General features: G+C 72.0%; 19 protein-coding genes. 11 read left to right on the forward strand and 8 right to left on the reverse strand.

The features are described from left to right. The 6 genes from P3T29_RS16630 to P3T29_RS16655 form a co-directional block, all read left to right on the forward strand. On the forward strand, positions 1 to 644 hold a 644-nt coding region (locus P3T29_RS16630), incomplete at its 5' end, for a phosphopantetheine-binding protein (RefSeq protein ID WP_280717245.1). After that, a complete protein-coding gene (locus P3T29_RS16635) occupies positions 641 to 6,160 on the forward strand; it encodes a non-ribosomal peptide synthetase (protein ID WP_280717246.1) in 5,520 nt (1,839 codons plus the stop codon). The genes P3T29_RS16630 and P3T29_RS16635, both read left to right, overlap by 4 nt. Continuing rightward, positions 6,157 to 7,287, forward strand: a complete 1,131-nt coding sequence (locus P3T29_RS16640) for a saccharopine dehydrogenase NADP-binding domain-containing protein (RefSeq protein ID WP_280717247.1) — start codon at positions 6,157 to 6,159, stop codon at positions 7,285 to 7,287. Before P3T29_RS16635 ends, P3T29_RS16640 begins: the two co-directional genes overlap by 4 nt. Next, the gene (locus tag P3T29_RS16645; protein WP_280717248.1) at positions 7,284 to 8,390 is read left to right on the forward strand and encodes a Gfo/Idh/MocA family oxidoreductase; all 1,107 of its coding nucleotides are present in this window, start codon (positions 7,284 to 7,286) and stop codon (positions 8,388 to 8,390) included. Before P3T29_RS16640 ends, P3T29_RS16645 begins: the two co-directional genes overlap by 4 nt. Further along, positions 8,387 to 9,145, forward strand: a complete 759-nt coding sequence (locus P3T29_RS16650; protein WP_280717249.1) for an alpha/beta fold hydrolase — start codon at positions 8,387 to 8,389, stop codon at positions 9,143 to 9,145. Before P3T29_RS16645 ends, P3T29_RS16650 begins: the two co-directional genes overlap by 4 nt. Before the next feature lie 23 nt (positions 9,146 to 9,168). Then, positions 9,169 to 9,876: a class I SAM-dependent methyltransferase gene (locus tag P3T29_RS16655; RefSeq protein WP_280717250.1), complete on the forward strand. Its 708-nt coding sequence runs from the start codon at positions 9,169 to 9,171 to the stop codon at positions 9,874 to 9,876. A 70-nt stretch (positions 9,877 to 9,946) separates the two neighbouring features. On the opposite strand, the gene P3T29_RS16660 is transcribed toward P3T29_RS16655, so the two are convergent. Together P3T29_RS16660 and P3T29_RS16665 are read right to left on the reverse strand one after the other, a co-directional pair. Then, complete coding sequence (locus tag P3T29_RS16660) at positions 9,947 to 10,420, reverse strand: hypothetical protein (RefSeq protein ID WP_280717251.1); 474 nt, start codon at positions 10,418 to 10,420, stop codon at positions 9,947 to 9,949. 80 nt (positions 10,421 to 10,500) lie between these two features. After that, positions 10,501 to 10,959, reverse strand: coding sequence for a hypothetical protein (locus tag P3T29_RS16665; RefSeq protein ID WP_280717252.1), 459 nt, complete (start codon positions 10,957 to 10,959; stop codon positions 10,501 to 10,503). Between the two features lie 374 nt (positions 10,960 to 11,333). On the opposite strand from P3T29_RS16665, the gene P3T29_RS16670 reads away from it, so the two are divergent. After that, on the forward strand, positions 11,334 to 12,803 hold the full coding sequence (locus P3T29_RS16670; protein WP_280717253.1) for a tryptophan 7-halogenase: 1,470 nt from the start codon (positions 11,334 to 11,336) through the stop codon (positions 12,801 to 12,803). An 8-nt stretch (positions 12,804 to 12,811) separates the two neighbouring features. Then, the gene (locus tag P3T29_RS16675) at positions 12,812 to 14,983 is read left to right on the forward strand and encodes a radical SAM protein (protein ID WP_280717254.1); all 2,172 of its coding nucleotides are present in this window, start codon (positions 12,812 to 12,814) and stop codon (positions 14,981 to 14,983) included. A 19-nt stretch (positions 14,984 to 15,002) separates the two neighbouring features. On the opposite strand, the gene P3T29_RS16680 is transcribed toward P3T29_RS16675, so the two are convergent. Both P3T29_RS16680 and P3T29_RS16685 read right to left on the reverse strand, forming a co-directional pair. Continuing rightward, positions 15,003 to 15,389 carry an MmcQ/YjbR family DNA-binding protein gene (locus P3T29_RS16680; protein WP_280717255.1) on the reverse strand — a complete coding sequence of 129 codons (387 nt, stop codon included), beginning with the start codon at positions 15,387 to 15,389 and terminating at the stop codon, positions 15,003 to 15,005. A gap of 586 nt (positions 15,390 to 15,975) precedes the next feature. After that, on the reverse strand, positions 15,976 to 16,473 hold the full coding sequence (locus P3T29_RS16685) for a MarR family winged helix-turn-helix transcriptional regulator (protein ID WP_280717256.1): 498 nt from the start codon (positions 16,471 to 16,473) through the stop codon (positions 15,976 to 15,978). 131 nt (positions 16,474 to 16,604) lie between these two features. Here P3T29_RS16685 and P3T29_RS16690 point away from each other — a divergent pair, with 131 nt between their 5' ends. Further along, positions 16,605 to 16,979 carry a cupin domain-containing protein gene (locus P3T29_RS16690; RefSeq protein ID WP_280717257.1) on the forward strand — a complete coding sequence of 125 codons (375 nt, stop codon included), beginning with the start codon at positions 16,605 to 16,607 and terminating at the stop codon, positions 16,977 to 16,979. A gap of 60 nt (positions 16,980 to 17,039) precedes the next feature. Here P3T29_RS16690 and P3T29_RS16695 read toward each other — a convergent pair whose 3' ends face one another. Next, positions 17,040 to 17,318 (reverse strand): DUF4873 domain-containing protein, encoded by a 279-nt coding sequence (locus P3T29_RS16695; protein WP_280717258.1) that lies wholly within the window; start codon positions 17,316 to 17,318, stop codon positions 17,040 to 17,042. A gap of 73 nt (positions 17,319 to 17,391) precedes the next feature. Beyond that, entirely contained in the window at positions 17,392 to 18,126 is a 735-nt protein-coding gene (locus P3T29_RS16700; protein ID WP_280717259.1) for a glutamate ABC transporter substrate-binding protein, read from the reverse strand. Between the two features lie 622 nt (positions 18,127 to 18,748). On the opposite strand from P3T29_RS16700, the gene P3T29_RS16705 reads away from it, so the two are divergent. Beyond that, positions 18,749 to 20,473: a hypothetical protein gene (locus P3T29_RS16705; protein WP_280717260.1), complete on the forward strand. Its 1,725-nt coding sequence runs from the start codon at positions 18,749 to 18,751 to the stop codon at positions 20,471 to 20,473. A 7-nt stretch (positions 20,474 to 20,480) separates the two neighbouring features. Here P3T29_RS16705 and P3T29_RS16710 read toward each other — a convergent pair whose 3' ends face one another. Continuing rightward, positions 20,481 to 22,673: an NB-ARC domain-containing protein gene (locus P3T29_RS16710; protein WP_280717261.1), complete on the reverse strand. Its 2,193-nt coding sequence runs from the start codon at positions 22,671 to 22,673 to the stop codon at positions 20,481 to 20,483. Positions 22,674 to 22,777: 104 nt separating this feature from the next. Continuing rightward, on the reverse strand, positions 22,778 to 23,998 hold the full coding sequence (locus tag P3T29_RS16715) for an aromatic acid exporter family protein (protein WP_280717262.1): 1,221 nt from the start codon (positions 23,996 to 23,998) through the stop codon (positions 22,778 to 22,780). A gap of 207 nt (positions 23,999 to 24,205) precedes the next feature. Here P3T29_RS16715 and P3T29_RS16720 point away from each other — a divergent pair, with 207 nt between their 5' ends. Continuing rightward, on the forward strand, positions 24,206 to 25,345 hold the full coding sequence (locus tag P3T29_RS16720; RefSeq protein WP_280717263.1) for an AI-2E family transporter: 1,140 nt from the start codon (positions 24,206 to 24,208) through the stop codon (positions 25,343 to 25,345). Positions 25,346 to 25,431: the final 86 nt, after the last annotated feature.

Raw genomic sequence — 25,431 nt, forward strand, 5'->3', positions numbered from 1 at the left:
GCTACCACCCCGACGGCACCCTCGAATTCCTCGGCCGCACCGACCACCAACTCAAAATCAACGGCCACCGCCTCGAACCCGGCGAAATCGAAGCCGCGCTGACAGCTCACCCGGCTGTCCGGCAGGCCGTCGTCGTACCCGTCGGCGCGCGGGGCGGCTACCGCCTGCACGCGTTCGTCGTCACCGACGACCGGGATCTGCAACCAGCCGAGCTCCAGGGGCTCCTGGCCGACCGGCTGCCGCAGTACGCCCGCCCGGCGGGGCTCACCCTGCTCGACGCGCTCCCGCTGACCGCCAACGGCAAGGTCGACCGCGCGGCACTGAAACCCCTGGCATCCAGGGGGGTTGCCCAGCCGCAGGGCGGTACGGCGCCGAGCGGTCCGGTCGAGACCGCGCTGGCCGAGCTGTGGGGCAGCCTGCTCGGGAAGGACGAAGTCCCGCGCGACGCCACGTTCTTCGCCCTGGGCGGCGACAGCCTGCAGGCGACCCGGCTGGTCCAGCGGCTGCGCGACCGGTTCGGCTGTGAGCTGTCCCTGCGTCAACTACTCAGCGAGCCAACGATCGCAGGGCTCGCAAAGCTCATCGAGCATCAGCGCCAGCACCTCGGTACCGAGGTCGAAGACACGGAGGAGGGCGAGCTGTGACGGTCAGCGAACTCATCGGCGAACTCGAGAACATCGGCGTCCGACTGTGGGAGGAGGACGGCCTGCTGCGCTACCGCGCACCCCGCCATGTGATGACCGAGGAGCGGCTCGCGCGGCTGCGCCACCACAAGCCCGCCGTACTCGAGCAGCTCCGGCGCAACGCGACCGGTGCACAGCTCACGGCCGACCCGGCTGCCCGGTTCGAGCCGTTCCCCCTCACCGATGTCCAGTCGTCGTACCTGCTCGGCCGGAGCAACGCATACGAGTACGGGGGCGTTGGCTGCCAGGCATATCTGGAGGTCCGGTTCCCGGCCTTCGAACCGTCCTTGGTACCCGGTGCCTGGCGGCAGTTGGTGGCCCGGCACGACGCCCTGCGGACGATCGTGCACCCGGACGGCTACCAGCAGGTGCTGCCGGAGGTGCCCGAGCCGCCGGTGGAGCTCGCGGACCTGCGGGACGCCTCCCCCGAAGCGCAGTTCCAGGCGGTCGAGCAGGCCCGGACCGCGCTCTCCGCCCGCGAGTACCGCCCCGACCAGTGGCCGCTGCACGACCTGCGGGTCACCAGGACCGGCCAGGACGTCGTCGTTCAGCTCTCGATCGACCTGCTGATCTGCGACTACGCCAGTGTTCAGCTGCTGCTGGGCGAGTTGGAGCAGCTGTGTCTGCGCCCCGACGACCCGCTGCCCGCGTTGGAGATCCGGTACCGGGACTATCTGGCAGCCGAACGGCAGCTCCACGAGCGGCAGTTCGAGCGTGACCGCGCGTACTGGTGGAACCGTCTGACGGCCGACGAGAACGAGGCGGATGCGGGCGCGGGCGCGCTGGCTCCCGCTCCCGCGCTGCCGGTGCGCCCGCACGGCTCCGCCGGGGGCGCGCCGCGATTCGAACGGCTGCAGGCTCAACTGGCCGGGCCGGAGTGGCAGGAGCTGCGTCGGCGCTCGGCCGCGCACGGCGTCACGCCCACCGTCGCCCTGCTCACCGCGTACGCGGAGGTGATCGGGCGGTGGAGCGGTCGGCCCAGGTTCACGCTCGACCTGCCGATGTTCAGCCGACTGCCGCTGCATCCCGAAGTCGGCCGCCTGGTCGGCGACTTCACCTCGGTCGAGCTGCTGACCGTGGACTCCTCGGCCGACGGCTCGTTCGCGTCCCGCGCGGCCGCCGCGCAGGCGCAGCTGTGGCAGGACCTGGACCACCGGACCTGCTCCGGGGTGGAGGTCCTGCGCGAACTCGCCCGGCGGCGCGGCCAGGACGCCGCGCTGATGCCGGTGGTGTTCACCAGTACCGTGGGGCTGACGGCCGAAGACGCCGACGGCCCGGCCCGGTTGCGCGCGGGCGAGATCGTCCTCGGGTGCAGCCGCACTCCGCACGTGTGGATCGACTGCCAGGTGATGGAACACCGCGACACCCTGCTGCTCGGCTGGGACGTCCGGCGGGACGTCTTCCCCGACGGTCTGGCCGAGGAGGCCTTCGCGGCGTTCACGGCGGCCGTGCACCGGCTGGCCGCCTCCGACCTGGCGTGGGAGGCCCACTCGGTCGTGGAGCTGCCCGCCGCCCAGCGCGAGCGGCGAGAGCGGGTCAACCGGACCGCACGGCCGCTGCCGGAGGGTTTGCTGCACGCCGGGGTGGTCGCCCAGGCGCTCGCCACTCCGGACCGGACCGCCGTGATCGCGAGTGGCACTGATATGACGTACCGTCAACTACTGGCCCGCGCTGCTACGGTCGCCGAGGAACTGTGCGCCCACGGCGACCCGGCGGGTCAGGTTGTCGCCGTACTGATGGACAAGGGCTGGGAGCAGGTGGTCGCCGTGCTCGGCACCCTGCTGGCCGGCGCGGCCTACCTGCCGATCGACACCGACCAGCCGGCCGCCCGCCGGGACGCGATGCTCGCCGATGCCGGGGTCGGGACGGTACTCGTCCAGCCGTCGTCCACGGCCGACCTGCCGGGCCTGCGGATGATGATCGTCGACGGGACGGCGGAAGCGGCGGAAGCGGAACGGACGCCGCTGCGCGCGGCCGCCCCGGACGATCTCGCGTACGTGATCTACACCTCGGGCTCGACCGGTACCCCCAAGGGCGTGATGATCAGTCACCGAGCCGCACTCAACACCGTCACCGACATCAACGACCGGTTCGCCGTCGGCCCCGGCGACCGGGTGCTCGGCCTGGCCGCCCTGGGCTTCGACCTCTCCGTGTACGACGTCTTCGGGCCGCTGGCCCGTGGCGGCTGCCTGGTGCTGCCCGACGCGGAGCGCCGTGCCGACCCCGCACACTGGACCGAGCTGATCACCCGGCACGGGATCACCCTCTGGAACTCCGTTCCCGCCCAACTCCAGATGCTGGACAGCTTCCTGAGCGCCGACGGCCCCACAGCCGGCCCGGTCCCGCTGCGCCTCGCGCTGCTCTCCGGCGACTGGATCCCCGTCCCGCTGGCCGAGCGGATCGGCCGGCGGCTGCCGCAGTGCGAGCTGGTCGGCCTCGGCGGCGCGACCGAGGCGGCCATCTGGTCGATCGTCCACCCGATCGACCACCAAGCTCTCACCACACCCAGCGTCCCGTACGGCACGCCGCTCGCCAACCAGGGCTGGCACGTACTCGACACCGACCTGTACGACCGCCCCGACCTCGTCCCGGGCGAGCTGTACATCACCGGCGCCGGGCTCGCCCTCGGCTACCTCGGGGACGCCACCAGGACCGCCGAGCGGTTCCGCATCCACCCGCGCAGCGGCGAGCGGATGTACCGCACCGGCGACCTCGGGCGCTATCTGCCGGACGGCACCATCGAGTTGCTCGGCCGGATCGACGACCAGGTGAAGATCCGGGGCCACCGGGTCGAGCCCGCCGAACTCGCCGCAGCCCTCGAGGCCCACCCGGCGGTGTCGGCGGCAGTGGCGCTGGTGTCGGGTGACGATCCGGCGCAGCGGCGGCTGGTGGCCTTCGCGACCACCGAGCGCACAGACCAGACACCCACCGACACGGGTTCAACCGCAGTCACCGCAGCCGGCGCGGCCGGGGCCGAGGTGGGCGCCGCGGTCGACCGCGAGCTGCTCGGCACCTTCCTCACCCTGGCCGACGAGGTCGCGCTCACCGCCATCGCCCGCACGCTGCGCGCCGCCGGGCTCTTCGCCGGCCCCGACGCCGCGCACACCGCGCCGGAGGCGGCGGCCGGGCTCGGCGCGCACACCCGCCACACCCGGGCGGTCCGCCGCTGGCTGCGTGCGCTCACCCGGGCTGGGCGGCTGCGGCACGACCCGGCCACCGGCCGGTACTCCGGGCTGGCCGCCACCGACCCGGTGGACCCGGAGCAGGGCTGGCAGCAGGTGGAGGAGCTGGGCCGGCGCCTCGACTACGGCGCCGACCTGCTGCGCCTGGTGCGGACCAGCAGCGAGCACCTGGCCGAGCTGCTGCGCGGCGAGGAGGACCCGCTGGAACTGCTTTTCCCCCAGGGCAACTTGGACGTGGCGGAGGCCGCCTACCGCGACAACCTGGTCAGCCGCACCCTCAACCGGGTCGCCGTCGCCGGGCTGCGCGAGCTGGCCGCCTCGCACGCCCGGCCCGGTCCGCTCCGGATCCTGGAGGTCGGCGCCGGTGTCGGGGGCACCAGCATCGACCTGATCCCGGCGCTCGCCGAGTTCGACGTCGACTACCTCTTCACCGACATCTCGAAGTTCTTCCTCGGCGAGGCGCGCAAGCGCTTCGAGCCGTACCCGTGGGTGCGCTACGGCCTCTTCGACGTCAACGCGGACGCCGCCGGGCAGGGGCTGACGGCGAACAGCTTCGACGTGATCCTGTGCGCGAACGTTCTGCACAACGCCAAGGACGCGGCGCAGGCACTGCGAAGGCTGCGCGAACTGCTGGCGCCGGGTGGGTGGTTGGTGTTCATGGAGGCAACCGTGGAGCGTCATCCGCTGCTGGTGTCGATGGAGTTCGTCGACGGGCTGAGCGGCGGCTTCTCCGATCTGCGGGAGGCGGCCGACCAGACGTTTCTGACGCAGCGTCAGTGGCTGGGGCTGCTGGCGGAGGCCGGAGCGGACGTTCAACTCTGCTTCCCGGCAGCCGAAGACGTCCTGTCGCAGGCCGGGCAGCAGATCTTCTTCTCCCGCCTGAAGACCGACCGGGCCCGGCTGACCACCGACGAACTGACCCGCCATCTGGCGGAGCGGCTGCCCGAGCAGATGCTCCCGGCGCACCTGGAGATCCTGGACGAACTCCCGCTCACCCCCAACGGCAAGATCGACCGTGCCCGCCTGCGCCGACGCCTGCCCGAACCGGGCGGGCCCGGCGAGCAGAGCGGGCAGCCCGGCGCTGCGGAGCCCGCCGACGAGCTCGAACACCGGCTCGCCGCCCTCTGGGCCGAGGTGCTGGAGCGCCCGGGAGTCGGCCGGGACGACGACTTCTTCCAACTCGGCGGCGACTCACTGCTGGTGGCCCGGCTGGTCGGCCGCCTCCGGGAGGGCGAACCGGCGGCGGCCGGGGTGGAGTGGGAGCACCTGCTCCGCCAGCTGCTCCAGCGCCCGACCGTGGCCGCGCTGGCGGGCTTCCTGCGCGGCGCGGCCACTGCCACCATCACCGCGCCCGAGGCCGACGACGGTCCGGCCACGCCGACCCTGCTGCTTCCCGGCGCGGCCGACGGTCCGACCACCGTGCTGGTGCACGACGGCACCGGCACCCTGCTGCCGTACCAGGCTCTGCTGGAGGAGTACCGGAAGCTGCCCGTGGCCGGGCCGCTGGTCGGCCTGGAGGCCGGCCCCCCGGCCCGCTATCTCGACACCGATCCCGCCCTGCTGATCAACCGGCTGGGCGGGGAGTACGCGCGGAGCCTGCTGGCCCGCGGCAGTCGGCGCTTCCAGGTGGTGGGCTACTGCATGGGCGGGCTCATCGCCACCGAGGTGGCCAGGGTGCTCGCCGAGAGCGGGGCCGAGGTGGAGAGCCTGACCGTGATCAGCTGCTACCGCCCCTCGTTCGAGGTGCACGAGGAGCTGCTCGCCGAGTACACCTTCGCGCTCTCGCTCGGCGTCGACCCGGCGTCGGTCGGCTTCCCCGCCGACCCGGTGGCACTCGGCCGGGCGATCGAAGCCGTGCTGGTGACGACCCCGGGCCGACTCGGCGCCGGTGCGCTGGCCGCGCTCGACGGCGAACACGCCAAGGTGGGCGACGCCTTCCGGGCCCTGGCCGAACGCGACCCCGAGGAGCGGCTGACGGCCGTCGCGCACGCCGCCGCGCTCCTGACGGCACCGGTCGACCGGGGCCGGCTCGCCCGGCGCTACCAGATCTTCCGGCACAGCCTCTTCGCGGTCACCCGGCACCGGCCGGACCCTTACGTCGGCGACATCACCTTCCTGTCGCACACCGGCACGTACAGCTTCGTGCCCGGCCTGCAGGAGGACATGGCGGCGTACTGGCAGCGCATCTGCCTGGGCGAGCTGCGGGTCCGGGACATCGACGGCGACCACTTCGGGTGCATCGCCGGGCCCCGGGCGGCAGCCGTGCGCGGCCTGCTCGGCGGAAGTGCCTCATGACGAGCGCCGAGGTGGTCGGTGTGCTGGGCGGTTCCGGCGTGGTGGGACGGGCGGCGGCGGGCGCGCTGCGTGAACTCGGCGTCGAGCGGCTCCGGTTGGGCGGCCGACGGCTCGAGGCAGTGGCGGCGGTCGCGGCCGGTCTGCCGGGTGGCCCGGCGCAGGCGCTCGCGGTGGACCTAGACGACCGGGAGAGCCTCGCGGCGTTCTGCGCGGGCTGCGCCGTCGTACTGAACTGCGCGGGGCCGTCGTACCAGGTCCGGGGGCGGGTCGCCCTGGCGGCGCTCGCCGCCGGGGCCGACTACGTGGACGTCGCGGGCGACGACCCCGCGCACGAGCAACTCCACGGTGTCGACCTGGCCGGTCTCGGGCGCAGCGCGGTGCTGTCGGCTGGCATGCTGCCCGGCCTGTCCGGGCTGCTTCCCCGCTGGCTGGCCGGCCAACAGCCGGGTGGGGCTGGGCGGTTGACGGTGTGGACGGGCGGGCTCGACCGGTGCAGCCCCACCGTCGCGGCCGACCTGGTGCTCTCGCTGGGCGGCGACCGTGCCGGTGCCGCCGTACCGTTCGGTGAATCGCTGGCGGCCTGGCGGCACGGCCGTCGGGTCAGTCGGGCGCTCTGCGCCCAGGATGCGGCGGAGCTGCCGTACTTCCCCGCCGCCGTGTCCCTGCAGCCCTATCTGAGCACCGAGGCGGAGCGGCTGGCTCGGGCGCTCGGACTCGACGAACTGGACTGGTTCAACGTGTTCCCGGGCCGCCACGTCCGGGAGTTGCTCGCCGCCCTGACCGGCGGCCGGGTCCAGCTCGGCGACGCGGCCGACCGGCTGGTCCGGGCCGCCGAGCTGGACCTGACGGGGCGTCGGCCGTACTACCGCATGGTGTTCGCGCTCGAATCCCCGTCCGGTGCCGCCACAGCCGTGCTCGGCACCGGTGACAGCTACCGGCTCACGGCGGCCGTGGGCGCGCTCGCGGTGGCCGCCACCCTGGCCGGCGACGTCCCGGCCGGGCTGCACTACGCAGCCGAGGTGCTCGACCCCGGCGAGACCGTCCGCCGGGTCACCGCGACGCCCGGCGTCACCCTGGACGTGTCGCACGACCCGGTCGAACTCGACGCCGTAGTGGGCGCGTTGTGAACGGGCGCGCGCTGCGCACCGTGGTCTGCGGCACGGTGTTCGGGACGTTCTACCTGGAGGCCCTGCGGACGGCCTCGCCCGGCTTCGAGCTGGTCGGTGTGCTGGCCAACGACAGCCCGCGCTCGCGCCGGTGCGCGGCCGGGTACGGCGTGCCGTACTACACCCGGGTCGAGCAGCTCCCCGACGACGTCGACGTGGCCTGCGTGGTGGTCCGCTCGGCGGTGGCGGGCGGTGCCGGGGGCGAGCTGGCGCGGGCGTTGCTGGCCCGTGGCGTGCACGTGCTGCAGGAGCAGCCGGCCCATCCGGAGGAGGTGGCGGGCTGCCTGCGGCTGGCGCGGACGCACCGCGTCCAGTACCAGCTGAACGCGTTCTACCCGCACGTCGAGCCGGTTCGGCGCTTCCTCGCCTCGGCGCGGGCGCTGCGCGACCTGCGGGCCTGCCGCTTCGTGGACGCCGCGTGTTCGAGCCAGGTGCTCCTCCCACTGCTGGACATCCTCGGCCGGGCGCTCGGCGGGCTCGGTCCGTGGGCCTTCACCGATCCGGTGCCGGTCGCCGAGGTGCAGGCCGCGACCGGCGTACCGGTACCGTTCCGGCTGCTGCACGGGGTGGTCACCGGGGTGCCGCTCACCCTGCGGGTGCAGAACCAGCTCGACCCGGGCGACCCCGACAACCACGCCCACCTGCTGCACCGCGTCTCGCTGGGCACCGACGCGGGCACCCTCACGCTCGCCGACACCCACGGCCCGGTGCTCTGGAGCCCCCGGCTGCACGTCGACCGGGACGGCGAAGGGCAGCTGACCCTGGACGGCCCCGGCACCGAGCACCTGGACCAGCCGACCGGTTCGCTGCTCGGCGGCGCGCCGCCACGGCCCTTCCGGCAGACCTTCGCCGAACTCTGGCCGGACGCCGTCCGCCAGGCGCTCGCCGAACTGCGGGCGGCGGTCCTGGACGGCGGTCCGGGGGCGTCACGCGGGCAGTACGACCTGACGGTGAGCCGGATGTGGCTGGACCTGACGACCCGGCTGGGCCGGCCCGAGCTGATCAGCGGCGCGCAGTCGCCGCCCGTACACCCGTCCGAGCTGATCCTGGAGACAACCGTATGACTACTTCCGGCATGCCCGGTTCCTGGCTGCGCTGTTACCGGCCGCAACCTACCGCCGCCGTACGGCTGGTGTGCTTCCCGCACGCGGGCAGCGGCGCCGGTGCGTTCCGTGGCTGGCCGGAGCTGCTGCCGCCGTCGGTCGAGCTGCTGGCCGTGCAGTACCCCGGGCGGGAGGACCGCTTCAACGAGCCGTCGGCCACCGACCTGACCTCGATGGCCGACGCGGTCGGCACCGAGATCGCCGAGATCGCCGGGCTCGGCGACCGTCCGCTCGCCCTGTTCGGCCACAGCATGGGCGCGGCGATCGCCCACGAGGTGGCCCTGCGGCTGCCGGACCCGGCCCACCTGGTCGTCTCGGCGCGTGAACCGGTGGAGCACGTGACCGCCGGGACGGTGCACCTGGGCGGCGACGAGGCCCTGCGGGCCGAGCTGACGCGGCTGGGCGGCAGCAGCCGGCTGCTGTTCGAGGACGCCGAACTCTGGCAGCTGATGGCACCCGTCATCCGGGCCGACTACCGGGCCGTCGAGACCTACCGCCCGGTCCCCGGCCGCACGCTCGACTGCCCGGTGACCGCGTTCGCCGCCGAGGACGACTCCGAGCTGACGCTCGACCAGGCCCGGGCCTGGGACCGCTCGACCACGGGCCGCTTCACCCTGCGGACCTTCCCGGGCGACCACTTCTACCTGGTGCCGCAGCGGGAGCAGGTGCTCGCGGCACTCACCGAGTGCCTGCTCCCGGCCCCCGCCGTCCGCTGACCGACCCTGAAGGAAGGCTCCCAGTGATCGACTACTACTCCCCCACCGCCGAGTTCTACGACCTCGTCGGCGTCCAGCGCTGGACGCAGAGCGACGCGCTGCTCGCCTCGGTGCTCACCGGGACCGGCACCGGTCACGGACCGGTCCTCGACCTCGGCGCGGGCACCGGTCGGGCGACCGAAGTCATCGCGCGGACCCTGCCCGACGCGCGGATCCTCGCCGTCGAGCCGTCGTCCCCGATGCGGGCCGTGCTGACCAGCCGCGTGGTCCGGGACGAGGACCTGCGGCCCCGGGTGACCGTGGTCGCCGCCACCGCCCAGGAGATGGAACTCCCCGACCGGCTCTCGGCCGCAGTGATCTGCGGAGTGCTCGGCTACCTGGACCGGGCGGAGCGGACCGCGCTGCTGGGCCGGATCACCGACCGGCTGCCCACCGGTGCGCCCATCGTCGTCGAACTGATGGCGGTCAGGGCCCCGCAGTCGGTCGCACCGATGCGGATCGCCCGCCAGACGCTCGGCGAGCAGGACTACGAGGCCTGGCTCTCCGGCGAACCCTGCGGGCCCGAGCAGATGCGCTGGTCCGCCACCTGGCGGGTGCTGCGCGGGAGCCGGGTGCTGCGCGAGGTCGACGTCACCCATGAGTGGTACACGTTCGGGATCGAGGACCTCGCGGCCGGGACGGGTCTGACGGCCAAGCAGATCACGCCCGAGCTGGGCGTGCTGGTCCGCTGAGCACGCGGTGCTGGGCTGGTCCATCGCCGAGGCGGCGGACCAGCCCAGCACCGTGAGCACTCCGGCGGGACTAGGCCTGGCGGACGACCGTGAACGGGTACCTCACAGTGCCGCTCGCGGTCGGAGCGGTGACCTCACCGCGGATGACACTGACCTCGCTCGTACCGACGTCACAGCTGATGGCCGTGGAGCGGTACTCCTCGGTGTCCACGCCGGTGGCCGGGCCGGCTACCAGGTCGGAGTTGTTCCACCGCACGCCGGAGGCGGTGAGCTCGAAGGTGCCCTTGCCGTGGCCCGTCCAGCCCTCCACGGTCCAGTTCGTCTGGGCCGACTGGGGCGCGGCGAACGCGACGTTGATGGTGTCGCCGGGGGCCTGGTCGAAAGTGCCCGCGAAGGTGCCGTTGAAGTCCTGGTCCGCCGCGCCGCAGGCGCCGGCGCGGGGCTGCGCCGGCTGGACGGCACCGGCCGGGGAGGCCGCCACGAGCGCGGCGGTGAGGGAGGTGGCGCACGCGAGGGGCAGCGCGAAGCGTCGGATCGACATCATTGGGAACGCCTTTCTACTGAATGCACATTTCAGCGGCCGAGGTGGTGCGACAGGCCGTCCGCACGGACGGCCGGCCGGGACTACTGACGGTTGATCGTGAACGGGATCTGCGCCATGCCGGAGTCGACGATGCCGTCGATCGACGTGACGGTGCTGTCGCCGTTGGCACAGGTGATGTTGACGCTGCGGTAGACCTCGGAGTCCACGCCGGTGAGCGGGCCGCTGACGGTGTCGGAGTTCGTCCACTCCGGGCCGGTGGCGCTGAGCTCGTACTCACCCTTGCCGGAGCCGCTCCAGCCCTGGACGGCCCACTGCGTCGTGACCGACCGGGGTACGGCGAAGGTGGCCGAGATGCTGGCGGCGGGGTTGTTCTGGAAGGTGCCCGCGAAAGTCCCGTTGTAGTCCGCGCGGTTCATGCCGCAGGCGCCGGCCCGGTGCTGCGCCGACTGGACGGCACCGGCCGGGGACGCGGCCACCAGCGCAGCGGCGAGGGAGGTGGAGCACAGGACGGACAGCGCAAGCCGTCGGGTCGACATCATGGGGGAACGCCTCTCTACCGTGAACGCACATTTCAGCGAGTGCCCACGCAAGGGTCGTCGTCGCCCATCCAGGTCCGGAATTTAAACGACGTGCGCGAACAACAAGAACCATAGCGGCTACTCACGGTGCATCAGTAGCCGATCGCGTCATCCATACGCATGAACCCTGCGTCGATCATGACCTTTTGAATAATCATTAGGTCTATATGACCATCTATCAAGGGCTTTCACTGCCCCACCTACGAGCCTTCAAACTTATCTCCCCTACAGAATCAAGGATGCACTCATTCGGCCTAAAACCAGGTGCGGAATTGCACCGAACGGCCTCTAAGGTGAGTGCGATCCGGTGCCGCGACAATCTGATGGAGAGTCCAGTGGAGCTGAGTACAGCTGATGTGAAGGTCCTGGTGGTCGGCGGTGGTCCGGCCGGTTCACTCGCGGCCGCCTTGCTCGCCCGGGCGGGTATCGACGTACTCCTGCTCGAAAAGGACGTATTCCCGCGCTACCACATCGGCGAGGCGCTGGCCTCGTCCTGCCGATCGATTCTGGAGCTCGCGGGCGCGGCTCAGAAGGTCGACGACTTCGGCTTCATGAGCAAGCACGGCGGCCTCTTCCGCTGGGGCACCGAGAAGGACTGGTGTGCGGACTGGACTGAGATGTTCGGGCCCGAAGTACGATCCTGGTCGGTCGACCGCTCAGAATTCGACCACGTCCTGCTGAAGAACGCCGCCGAACAGGGGGCCCGGGTCGTCGAGAACGCCGCCGTCAAACGGGTCGTCTTCGAGGACGGCCGACCGGTCGCCGCCGAGTGGGTCAGGGGCGACGCACCCGAGCAGCTCCGCACCACCCGCTTCGACTTCATCGTCGACGCCTCGGGCCGGGCGGGCGTGCTCACCGCGCAGCACTTCAAGAACCGCACCCGGCACGAGGTCTTCCGCAACGTCGCGATCTGGAGCTACTGGGACGGCGAGGAGCTGCTGCCTGGCACCCCGCAGGGCGGCAGCAACATCATCTCCTCGCCGGACGGCTGGTACTGGGTCATCCCGCTGCGAAACGGCCGCCGCAGCGTCGGGTTCGTCATGCACGAGACCGCCTTCCGCGAGCGGCGCCGCGACTACGACTCCCTCGAGGACTTCCTCTCCGCCCTCGTCGACGAGTCGGACACGGTCCGCTCCCTGGTGCAGGGGGACACCCGGCTCGCCAAGGCGCGGGTCGAGCAGGACTACAGCTACGTCTCCGGCGACTTCTCCGGCCCCGGCTACTTCGTGGCCGGCGACGCGGCCTGCTTCCTCGACCCGCTGCTCTCCAGCGGGGTGCACCTCGCCTCGTACAGCGCACTGCTCGCCGCCGCCTCCATCGTCGCGGTGGTGGACGGCGACACCGAGGAGAGCGAGGCGAGCGCGTTCTACGAGTCGCTCTACCGCAACGCCTACACCCGGATGCTCGCCATGGTGTCCCGCATGTACGACCAGTACCAGGGGCAGGCCGGCTACTTCTGGCTCGCCCAGCGGCTGACCGGCACACCCGCCGAACGCGCCGTCCAGCCCAACTCGGCCTTCGTCGAGCTGGTCGCCGGCATCTCGGACCTCTTCGACGCCCAGCACGGGAAGGAGTCCGACCAGGTCGCAACCGTGCCCGGCCCGGCGGCGCCCGCCAACGAGGACACGCTCGGCCTGGTCGAGATCATGCCGCGCGACCTCTACGACGACAACTCACAGCTGCGCCTGGTCACTTCACCCCGGCTCGGACTGCGGCGCGAACAGCCCGCCACGGGCGGCGGCCGGCTCCGCCCGCCACGCCCGGCCGAGGCCGCCGAGCAGGCCGACCTGACCACGGCAGGGTGACGAACACCATGAGCAGCCTCCCCGAAGCGGCCCACCGCCCCCGCCAGGTGCACCTGGTGGACCTGACCACCATCGCAGGCGCCAGCTACAGCCCGACACTGGGCTATCTGCAGGCGGCCGCCCAGGCTGATCCGGAGGTGGCGGCCCGCTGCAGCTTCACCCGGCACGCCCTGCTGTCGCGCGGGTCCCAGTTCGAGCAGGTCTGCGAACAGGTGCTCGCGTCGCTGGACGATCCGCTGGCGGTGGCCTTCACGGTCTACTTCTGGAACCGGGCGAAGTCCCTGGAACTCGCCCGGCGGATCAAGCAGGCCTGGCCTGGCTGCCACCTCGTCATGGGCGGCAACGACGTGAGCTACCAGCAGGACGTGCTCTTCGCCGAGGCACCCTGGGTGGACGTCCTGGTGCACGGGGACGGCGAGTTCCGGTTCGTCGAACTGCTGCGGACACTGCTGCGGGGCGACGAGGACCTGTCCTCGATCGACGGCCTCAGCTACTGGGCGGGTTCCGGGGCGCAGCGGCAACTCGTCAGCAGCAAGCCGGCCGACCGGATCGCGGACCTGTCCACGGTGCCGTCGCCGATCTCCGTCTACTCGGACACCGAACTGGCCGCGACCTCCCTGCTGGTGTACGAGACCAACCGGGGCTGCCCCTACAGCTGCGCGTTCTGCTACTGGGGCGGTGCGACCAACTCCAAGGTCCGCCAGTTCCCGATGGACCGGATCGCGGCCGACGTGGACCGGATCATCCGGGTGGCCGGTCCCCACATGATGTTCGCACTGGCCGACGCGAACTTCGGCATCCTGCCCCGGGATGTCGACATCGCCCAGCTGCTGGTGAACACCTGCCAGAAGTACGACAAGCGGGTGGACTTCTTCGTCACCTGGGCGAAGAACAGCAACAAACGGATCGTCAAGATGGCCGGACTGCTGCGCGACGGCGGGCTGCTGGCCCCGGTGACGCTGTCGGCGCAGTCCTTCAGCCCCACCGCGCTGGAGCTGGGCAACCGCTCCAACATCCGGGCGGACCACTTCCGCAGACTGCAGACCGAGTTCCGCGATCTGGGCATCCCCACGTACACCGACCTGATCTGGGGCATGCCCGGCGAGACCTACGACAGCTTCCTGGCCGGCACCGAGGAGGTGCTGACCGCCGGTGGCGCGCCGATCATCTTCCCACTGCTGCTGCTGAACAACACCGACTACACCCGCGAGAAGTTCATGCGGGACCAGAAGATCGTCGTCCGCGAACTCCCGGTCGACGTCAGCGATCCGGAGCTGACCGGCGACACCGTGGTGGCCCACGCCACGATGACCGAGCAGGAGTGGCTGCGCGGTCTGGAGTTCCGGTTCTGCCTCTACCTGTTCCAGAAGTCCCTGCTGCGCTGCACGCTCCGCCTGCTGCACTCGACCGGCGGCGTACGCATGGTCGACCTGTGCGAGCTGCTGCGCGACTTCCTCTTCGAGCGCTCCCCCGATCCGGTGGCCCACGCGATCGCCCGGAACTACCGCCACTCCTGGCAGCAGCCCGACCGGATCGACCGGCGGCTGATCGAGGGCGAACTCGACATCGAGGTCGGCGGCGGCGAGCTGTACGGGCGTCAGGAGACCCACTACGAAGCGCTGCTGCACTGCCTGGTGAAGGACCGGGCCGGGTTGGAACGCTTTCTCGACGAAGCCGTCGCCGTGCTGCTGCGGTCGGTCCCCGAGGAGTCCCGGCCGGATCGCGAATCCCTGCGGGCCGCCAAGGAGCTTGATCTCGCGGCCGGTGGGGTGTTCCGCTCGATGATCACCGGCACGGCCGAGCCGCTGGACTTCCGGGTGCCGGCCGAGCTGCTGGTCCTGCTCCGGGACGCCGGCGACCTGCCGCCCGACCTGAGCTGCCCGGCTGGCGGCGAGGTGACCGGGCGGATCGGCACAGCCCCCCTCCACCTGCAGGACTTCCAGCCCAGCTACTCCTTCAGCCGCTTCGTGGTACTCGTCTGGCGCGGTCTGGTGTCCCCCTTGCGCGAGGCCGCTGTCGACTGGACCGCCACCGGACCGCCGACCGCCGGACCGGCCCCCGTCACCGGGAGCGCCACCAGCAGCGCCACCGGCGGCCCTGTCCCGGTCGGCGCGCAGCGCCCGGCCCCCGGTCCGGCCCTGGACCCCGAGCGAACCACGGGGGTGCACAGCCCGTACTGACGGCTCGAGCGGTGCTGGATCAGCCCTGCTCGGCGCCGGGGCCGCGCAGGCCCGGCCAGTCGAGCAGGAGCTGCTGACGGCGTGGCAGACCGGCGACGACCAGATCGTAGGAGTCCTCGATCATCTCGCACACCATGACGTCCGGGAGTGTGCCGTCCAGCGCCACGGTGTTCCAGTGACGCTTGTTGAGATGCCAGCCACCGGTGATCGCGGGGTACTCGGCGCGCAGGCGCACGGCGAGATCGGGGTCGCACTTGAGGCTCACCCCCAGCGCGGGGGCCCCGAGGTCGCTGATGGCGAACATCTTGCCGGCCACCTTGAACACGGAGGTCTCCGGGTTGAAGGGGAAGGTCTCCTCGGCACCGCTGAGGCCGAGGCAGGCGGCCTTGAGTTCACTGGGCGTCATACCCCGATTCTGCCCTGCGGCACTGACAGCCGGTCACCAGAGGGTCTCGCGCAGGATCAAGTCGCACCGGCAGCAGCCGCAGCGCGTCATACCGCCACTCCTCTTGGGGCGGCAGGACGCACTCCCCGGCCTCGGTCGACCGGCAGTGCTCCCTGCCGATAGTCCCCCGGCCGACAAAAAGGCCGTCCCGCACGAAGCGGAAACGGCCTCCGACCTGGGTAAACGCCGGTCGAGATGATGAACCTGCGACCCGCTTGACCCCCATCAAGTGATGCTAATTGCTTCCCGCCGAAGGGTCGGGTGAGAATTTCGCGATCACGAGTCGCAGAACCAGGGCTTCTGCCCTACTGAGCTGCATGTTTACCTCCTCGCGATCGCCTGCCGGTGAGATTTCCCGGCACTTTCCAGAATACTCCGGACGGCGTTCGTTCGGATCATTCCGTGCACGAATGACAATATTTATCATTCCGCCCCGCCCGCGTTCCGCCATACCCGCGACAGCGGAGGCCGCCCAAGCGGCGACGCCGTCGGCTTCGCAGGGCGAGGCGGTCACCCGCGCCGCCGGGCAGGTTCAACCGAACCGCGTTCACCAGACCGGCCGGAGCTTGGCCGGCCGGCCGTCGTGCAGGTGGTCGAGGTAGGCGCGCAGGTCGTGGTGGATGGCGGCGAGCCGGTCGGGGCCGATGAGGTCGGCCCACCGCTGCTCGGCCTCGGCCCACAGCTGATCGGCGAGCCGCAGGTACTCCCGCCCCCGGTCGGTGAGCCGCAGGACCTGTGCGCGCCGGTCGGTGGGGTGGGGATGGCGCTGGAGGTAGCCCCACTCGGCGAGTTCGGTGACGGTCTTGGAGGCGGACTGCTTGGTCACGCCCAGATGGGACGCCAGGTCGACCGTCGTGGCGTCCGGGTGGTCGGCGAGGTAGCGGAAGACGTAGCCATGGGCCGGGCGCAGGGGTTCACGCCCCAGTTCGGCCAGGCGGCTGTGCAGGTGGTCGCTCATCGCCCGGAAGGCCATGGCGAGCAGCAGCGGGACCTCGCCCGGCCTGCGGTCGTCGGCCCCGGCGGTCGGGGCGGCGTGCGTCTCCATGAGGTCCCTTCTGGGCGGGATGATGCGTACTCGGCCATTGTAGTCAGCTTGGTTGACCTTTTCGCGGGTCCGCCCTAGGGTCGAATTAGTCAGTCCAGTTGACTACTTCCCAACTTCCCCTGGAGAGACCCATGCCCTTGTCGACTCTTGCCGACGCCAAGGTGTTCGCGCGCGACGGCTTCACCTTCCGACCGCTGGCCGTACCGTCCCGAGGGAGTACCGAACTGGCGCTCTGGGCGCTGGAGATCGCGCCGGGCGCGGCCAGCGAGGTCCACTCGATGGACCGCGAAGAGGTCTTTGTCGTGATCACCGGCCAGGTCTGCGCCACCGTCGGCGGCCAGGAGCTCAGCGCGGGGAGCGGTGACGCGATCATCGTCCCCGCCCGTACCCTGCTGCAGATCCGCAACGCCGGCTCGGAGAACCCCGCGACGCTGACCGCAGCGACCTCGGTCGGGATGAAGGCCACGGTCGGTGACGCGACCTTCCCGCCGCCGTGGGCCCAGTGAGCCGACATCGCGCGTCGCCGTGATCCCCGACGCGGGACACTCGCGCGGAACGTCAGAACGTCAGAACGGGGCCGGACCGCTACCGGTGATTTCCAGAGCCCCGGCCCCCGTACTGCCGTCCGTCCGCACGAAGTCGCCCTCCCGCCCGTCCGGGAGGCGCACCTGCCCGCTGCGCACGTCCCCCATCAGCTCGAAGTCCTCGTCCCGGTCCGCCTGGAGGTGGCCGCCCCAACCCGGGCCGCCGTCCGAGGAGCGGTGGACGGACAGGTCGGCATGCACGACGATCTCGAAGCCGCTGTGCAGCACGGTCGCCAGCCCTCGGTAGCTGTTCTCGTTCACGCCCCCCAGTCTCTGCCGTCCGGTCCGGGTCTGCACTCCCAGTGCGCTCCGGCCGGGCTTGGACCGACCGGCCTCAGCCCGCGTACCGGGGCATGGGGGGCTGCGGAGTCGGGCCGAAGCGGCCCATCCAGCGTTCGTAGAGCCGTTGCCAGGTGCCGTCGGTGCGGATCTGGTCCAGCACGGCGTTCGTGTAGCGCACGAGGTCGGTGTTCTCCCGGGCGATGGCCAGGCCGTGCGGTTCGGCGGTGAAGGCGGGGCCGACGAGTTCGGTCTGCGGGTCCTGGGCCTGAAGCCCCTGCAGGATGTGCTCGTCCGTGGAGATCCCCTGGATCTGGCCGAGTTGGAGCAGTACGAGGCAGTCCGTCCAGTCCGCCACCCCGACCGGGACCACCGGCGGGCGGGCTGCGGCCAGTTCGGCGATGGAGGTGGTCCCGGTGGCCGCGCAGACCTTGCGACCGGCCAGGTCGGCCAGGTTGCGAACCCCGGATCCCCGGCTGACAAGCACCCGCTGACCGTCGTCGAAGTAATCCGTCGAGAAGGCGACTTGCTGCTCCCGCGCACAGTTGATGGTGATCGAGTCGGCGGCGAGGTCGACCTCGCCCGAGGCCACCACGGTGAGCCGCTGCGCGGAGCTGACGGTACGGAAGTCGACTCGGTTCGGGTCCCCGAACAGCCTGCGGGCGATCTCGTGGACCAGATCGATGTCGAAGCCCTGGAGGGTCCCGGTCTGCGGATCGCGATAGCCCCAGAGGTAGGAGTTCTGGTCGACGGCGGCGATCAGACGGCCCCGGCTCTGGATGCGCTGCATGGTCGAACCGGAAGGCATCGGGGCACCGGGCGGAGGCAGGGGGTCCATCGGATGCAGGCTCGCCAGCGGGTCACAGGCCGGCACGGCAGCGACTCCGGTGCTGGCCACGGTAGCGGAGCCGACGCTCAGACCGCGCACCCTGGGCGGCCCGCTCTGCGCCCCCGCGAAGGCCGGCAGCAGGACCACCGCCGACACAACCAGCAACCGCAGGGCCCGCGTTGCTCTCCATCGTCCCGGTAAGCGCCGCACCGGCACCGCCCCTCCCCCAGTGCCCTGCCCACGACGGGGCCTCCGCCCCCAGCGTAGGGATCCTCCGACGATCCTTCAATGGATACTGCCATCCCGTGATCTCTGCAGGGAATCCTGGTAGTACCTGCGGCCGGCGTGCGGGGCTCGACCTCGCGCCGCCCTACGATATTGGTTCTCGCCCGCCTGGAAGAACCGAGGTACCGGAGTTGCCCGATCACCCCCACTACGGTAAGCATGGCCGCGAGCCGCGAGCCGCGAGCCGCGAGCCGCGAGCCGCGAGCCGCGAGCCGCGAGCCGCGAGCCGCGAGCCGCGAGCCGCGAGCCGCGAGCCGCGAAGTCGGTCTGAGTAGCCGGGGCGAGTGTGGACAGTAGGGTGGCGCGGCTACGGGTCCCGGTCGGTACGGACCCGTGGCGCTGGCGGACCTTCCAGAGCCTGCGCACCCTCGTGGTCGTGGCCCGTACCGTCACCTCGACCGTGCGGGTGCTGGAGGTGCTGCCCGACCTGCTGCGCGGTGACGACCGCGTCTCCGTCGTGTTCGCCTACGATCCGACCTCCGCGTTCAGCGACGGTGTCCTCGACCTGCTGCGCGACTCCGGCTGCCGGATCCTGCCCTGGGAGCAGCTGGCCGAGATCTCGCCCGACCTGATCCTGTCGGCGAGCGAGAATCTCGACCTCCCCGACGGGGACTGCCCGGTGCTCGTGCTGCCGCACGGGATCGGCTTCCAGAAGCTGGTCCCGGACTCCCGCAGCACCCGTACGCGGCTGTCCGGCGTGGTGCCGGAGCGGCTGCTGAAGCGGACGCGGCTGGCGATCTCGCACCCGGACCAGGAGGCCCAACTGATCGAGGCCCACCCGGAGGCGGCGGGATGCACCGAGCTGGTCGGCGACCCGTGTTACGACCGGCTGATCGCGAGCCTGCCGCAACGTGCGGCCTATCTACGGGCGTTGCGGGTGGAGCCGGGAAAGCGTCTGGTGGTGGTCAGCTCGACCTGGGGGCCGACGTCGCTGATCGCCCGGGACCCCGAGCTGCCCGCCCGGCTGCTGGCCGAGCTGCCGCTCGACGAGTACCGGGTCGCCGTCGTACTCCACCCCAATGTCTGGTCGGCGCACGGCGCCTGGCAGATCCGCGCGCTCCAATCCGCTGCTCTGGAGGCCGGGCTGCTGATCGTCCCGCCCACGCGCGGCTGGCAGGCTGCCGTGGTCGCCGCCTCCGCCGTCGTGGGCGACCACGGTTCGGTGACGCTGTACGGCGCGTCCCTGGGCCGGCCCACCATGCTCGCCACCTTCGGCGAGGACCTGGTACCGGGCACCGCCGGAGCCGAACTCGGCCGTACCGCACCTCGGTTGGACCCTCGCGCGCCGCTTCGGACCCAGCTCGAACGCGCCATCGACACCAACGACCCCGACCGGTGGGCCGCGCTCGCCGGACGGGCGTTCGCCGATCCGGGGCAGGCGATGGCGCGACTGCGTTCCCTCGTCTGCGAGTTGCTGGACCTGGCGGAGCCGACCGGCCCGACGCCCGTGCGCGCGTTCCCGGCGCCGCAGACCCAGCGAAGTGCCGTCACCGCGACTTCGGTGTCGCTGCACCTGGGAACAGTTCCTGACGAATCGTCAGCCAGTCGAACCCTGAGCATGGAGCGCTACCCCGCCGCGCTCGCCCGCCGAGTCGACGAGGCCCCGGACGAATTCCGCTACCTGGCCTGCGACACGGACGAGCCCGACCCGAAACTCGCGCTCAACGCCTCCGTCCTGATCGAGCGCACACCACTCGACGCACCCAGCGCAGCGGCCCGGATCGCCGAGATCCTCGCCACCCACCCCGGCAGCCTCCTGGCCGCCGCCACCCTGGACATCACCACCCTGGACACCAGCACTCCGGACACCACCGGCGGACACCTGGTCGGGCTACGGGACGGCCGGCTCGTCGAGGTCTCCGGGGCACGAACCGGAGACCACGGTGTCGCCGCCGTCTACGCCTGCCTGCGGGCGGACCTCCCGCTCGACCGGAGCCGCTGGACCGTACGGACCGGAACCGCCCCCGGACCGGCGCAGCCGCTCACCCTGCGCCTGCGCGTACACGCGGACCGGTCCGACTGAGGGAGCGTCACCCGCCGTCGATCCTGCGCCGGAGCTCGTCCGCGTCCGGGCTGCCGCCCTGCTCGAAGATCTCCAGCGCACGGACCAGGTGGCCACGGGCGCCGCCCCGGTCCCCCGTCGTGCCTTCGAGCAGGTCGGCGAGCGCGATCCGGGTCCGTGCCTCGTAGTGCGAGGCGTCGGTGGCCCGCAGGGCCTCCACCGCCCGTTCGAGGTCGCTCCGGGCGCCGTCGGTGTCGCCGAGACGGGCCCGGACCCGGCCCAGGGCGGCGAGCGCCCGGGCCGCCATCCGCCGGTCCTCGTCCGCCAGGCTGTCGAACTCCTCGATGACCCACCGCAGCGTCGCGGCCGCCTCCTCGGTACGGCCGTCGGCGTCCAGCGCGCAGCCGAGGAAGAAGCCGGCCACCGCCGCCCCTCGCCGGTCCGGGACCTCCCGGTTCAGCCGCAGCGACTCCTCGAAGACGGCGACCGCGCGGGTCGGGTCCCGCCGCTCCCAGTAGCGGCCGAGGAATTCCTGCACCGACGCCCGGAGCAGCAGCCGCCCCGACTCGTCCGCGCGCAGGACGGCCGTCTCCAGCTCCCGGCTGGCCCGGTCGTCCTCCCCGAGGTCGAGCAGCGGGCGCGACAGCAGGCTCCGCAGTCGGGCCTCGGCGGCCGGGTCACCCTTGCCGTTGTCGTCCGCGACCGCCGCGTCCACTCCGAGCTGGAGGGACTCCCGCCAGTCGCCGAGGTGGCGGTGGTGCAGGAAGAGGGCGGTGAACGCCTCGGCGAGCTGCCAGGTCTGCCGGTACAGGCCGTGCCGGAGGCCCGCGCGCAGCACCGCGAGGATCGAGGCGCGTTCGGCCTCCAGCCAGGCCAGGGCCAACCGGCCGGCGGCCGGGCCGGCCTGCGCGAACGGGTCCGGTGCGTCCCGGAGCAGCTCCCGCAGGTCGGCGATCCGCAGCCGGTCGGCCCGGATCGCCCGGTCCGCGAGCGCGGTCAGGGCCAGGTAGTGCGTCACCAGTCGGCGTACCGCCTCGGCCCGCTCCTCCTCGGTGGCGTCCCGCTGGGCGCACTGCCGGGCGTGCAGCCGGACCAGGTCGTGCAGGTGGTAGCGCCCGTCCGGGGTCGCCTCCAGCAGGCTCGTCCGGACCAGCTCCGCCAGCTGCAGCTGCACGGCGGAGGTTTCGGCACCGACCGCCGCCGCCACCGCGCCCGCGTCGAAACTCGGCGTCGGGAGGACGCCCAGCACGCGGTAGAGCCCGGCCTGATCGGGCGTCAGGGTACGGTAGGCGAGCTCGAAGGCACTGGACACGCTGCTCTCCCCTTCAGTGGTCCGCACGGTCATCGCCGACAGCCTGGCCGACTCGTCCGAGAGTTCGTGGGCCACCGCCGCGAGGGTGAGGTGCGGCTGCATCGCCAGCCGCGCCGCCACCAGGTGCAGGGCGACCGGCAGCCCGGCGCACAGTTGGACGACGCCGCGGGCCGCGTCCGGTTCGGCCTCGACCCGCTCGGGTTCGCAGAGCACCGCCAGCAACTCCAGGCAGGCCGCGTCGTCCAGCGGCGCCAGCTTCATCAGCCGCACCTTGTCGAGCCTCAGCTCCCCGAGCTGGAGGTCGCTGGTGGCGACCACGGCGCTGCCCGCCCCCTTCGGCGTCAGCATCCGCACCTGGGACGGCTCCGTCACGTTCTCCAGCACCACCAGCAGCCGCCGCCCGCCCGACAGCCGGCGGTACTCCAGCAACCGGTCCTCGACGCTGTTCGGCAGGTACTCCTCGGCCTGGCCCAGCCTCTTCAGGCACACCGCCAGCGCCTCGGCGGCGTTCCCGCCCACCCCGCCGGCGGACACCGCGAAGTCGACGTAGAGCTGCCCGTCCGGGAAGCGCTCCCGGACGCTCTGCGCGAGCCGGCGGACCGTCGCCCGCTTGCCGACCCCCGGCAGGCCGCTCACCAGGGCCGCCGCCACCGCGCCGGTCGTACCGGCGTCGAGCCATAAGGCCAGCCGCGCGAGCTCCTCGATGCGGTTGACGAAACCGGACAGGTCCCCCGGGACGTCATCGGGCGGCTCCGCCTGCCGAGTCCGCGCGGTGGGCGGCACGTTGATGTTGACGGTGATGCCGCCGTGGACCCGGCCGATCTGGTAGGCGTCGCCGTGGACGGTGACCCCGTCCATCCGGACCGCACCCGACTCGCCCCGGTCTGCGAAACGTCCGTGGTTGTCCATCCACTCCCCCGACGCCGGAAGCCAGCTGACTTGCTGTCACGTTACCGGAGACCCACCCGCAGCGCCGCCGGATGCCGGCTCCGGCGCCCACCGGACACAGGCCCTCACCCCCGGCGGCGCAGCTGCTCGCCACGGGCGAAGCGGCGGAGCCGGCCGAGCCGGGTGAACCTCTCGTGGTGTGCCACGGTGGCACGGTCCAGCTCCTCCATCAGGCGGCGGGAGCGGTGCTCCAGGTCCAGCTCGTCCAGGATCCGGTCGACCTCGGCGAGCAGCGAACCGTGCAGCTGCCAGGCGTGCGGATGCTGCTGGACCCGCCGCAGCAGCATCTGCGCGACCTGCTCGCGGCTGTGCCAGGCGGCGGAGAGTTCTGCGGTCAGGCGGGCTTCGGCCTCGTCGGCGTTGCTGCTGACGGGGGTGGTCACCAGCACGGCGAAGCTGACCAGGGCCGCGCCGATGTATGCGAGCAGTTCCTCCAGCGCCACCGCGACCTCCGCCGGGAAGAGCAGCTCGCCCGGTTCCCGCCGCTTGGCGAGGTCGGTGAGCGAGCGGGCCAGCACGCGCACCACGACCACGCAGATCTCCAGCGTGTCCAGCCCGGTGCGCAGCACGAGCCGGGCGAGCAGCCCCTCCGTGATCCTCGGGTTCAGCCGGAGGCTGTCCTCCGCCTGGCGCAGCGCGGCGTCGACCTCGGCGATGGCCTGGTCGAGCAGACGGGCCTCGTGGAGCCGGCCGGCGGCGCGTTCGACCGGAACCGGGCTGCCCAGCTCCTCGGCGATGCTCAGCAGCAGATGGCGGGTGCGGCGGGCCAGGTCCTCGATGGATTCCGCCGCCGTGTCCAGCCACACCGGCGGCGCGAACAGGAAGTTGAACATCAGTCCGACCCCGGCCCCGATCAACGTCTCCAGCACCCGGTCCCACGCCTGGGAGGCCAGCCGGGTCACCCCGAGCACCAGCATCGCGCTGATCGCGACCTCGTTGACGAACTCGTCGACCCGGACGAACTGCCCGATGGTCAGCGACGCCAGGATGATCAGGCCCAGGCTCCACCAGGACAGGCCGACCACCGAGCTGAACCCGATGGCGATCAGCACCCCGACCACCACGGAGTTCACCCGCCGGATGCCGGTGGTGAGCGTCGAGTAGAGGGTGACCTGGACGACGAGCAGCGCCGTGAGCGGCGCGGTCAGCGGGGCCGGCTCGGAACTCAGCCGTACCGCGACGGCGTACGAGAGCGTCGCCGCCACGGTCGCCCGCACCGTCTGCACGACGACCGGGTCCTTACGGCGTTCCATCAGCGAGGTCACCGCACCATGGACATCGGGCATCTTCCCAGTCTTCCCGCCCCCGCCGGTCACGCCCGCACCGACACGACTCGGATGCCCGTACCGGCGAGGCGCGAGCTGCGCCACGCCGGTGCTCCTGCCTACTGTGGTGGCTGCTGCTCCGCCCGGAATGCCACCGGGACGAGGCGCGACGTGACTGGATCTGGACCTGGACCTGACGGGACGAGATGTGACGGGAGGTGAGCCGGGATGAGAGAGAGGTCGGCCCGGCACCCCGGGCCCGCTCCGCACACCCGCCCCGCCCGGCCGCGCGTCCGGCCCGCGACCGCGCCGCAGCGAGGACGGGCCGCACCGAGGATCGTCCCCGGACTGCAGCGCGCGGCCGGGTACGCCTGGCGGCTGCTGGTGGTCGGCGCCGCGCTCTACGCGGTCCTGGTGCTGCTGGGACGGCTGGTGCTGCCCGTGGTCGCGGTCTTCGCCGCGCTGGTGATCACGGCGATCCTCCGGCCGGCCGCCGACCTGGCCGGCAAGGTGATGCCGCGTGAGCTCGCCGTACTGGTGACGATCCTCGGCGCGCTGCTGCTGATCGCCGGGCTGCTCAGCCTGGTGGGCGCGACCGTGGCCGGGGAGTGGAGCAGCCTGGGCCACGAGTTCCGGGGCGGCCTGGACCGGATCGACCGCTGGCTCGAAGGGGCTCCGTTCCACGTTCGGCCGAGTGCGGTCTCGGGGCTGCGGAGCAAGGTCAGTTCGTTCGTCTCCGCGCACCGGTCCACCCTGATCAGCACGGCGGTGGGCGAGGCCACCCGCGTGGTCGAGGCCGTCACCGGCGCGGCCCTGGCGCTGTTCTGCTCGATCTTCTTCATCCACTCGGGCGATGCGATGTGGCACTGGGCGGAGCGTCAGCTGCCCGCCTCGGCCCGCCGGAGCTGGAGCCTGGCGGGCCGGGCCGGGTGGCGGAGCTTCGCGGGCTACACCCGGGGGATCATGATCGTCGCCGCCAGCAACGCCATCCTGGTGGGCATCGCGCTCACCGTCCTGGGTGTCCCGCTGGCGCTGCCGCTGACCGTGCTGGAGTTCTTCGCAACGCTGATCCCGCTGATCGGGTCGCCCATCGCGATGGCCGTCGCGGCGGTGGTCGCGCTGGCGGCCAAGGGGCCGGTGACCGCGCTGATCGTGCTGGCGCTGATCGTCGTCATCGGCCAGATCGAAGGACACGTGCTGCACCCGGTCGTCATGAGCTGGGCGGTACGGATCCATCCGGTGGTGATCGCACTGTCGGTGACGGCCGGCGGAATCCTCGCGGGTGTGATCGGCGCGGCCGTCTCGCTGCCCGTCGTCTCCGTCATCTGGGCCGTCGTGCTCGAACTCCGCGAGGCGCGGGCGCGCTGACGCCGGCTTCGGTCGGGGCTGCCCGGTCTGGGGCTGCCCGATCGAGGGCCGAACCGGAACCGACAGGCAGCCGACAGGGGCCGAAC

The organism is Kitasatospora sp. MAP5-34 (assembly GCF_029894335.1).
Taxonomy (GTDB): Bacteria; Actinomycetota; Actinomycetes; order Streptomycetales; family Streptomycetaceae; genus Kitasatospora.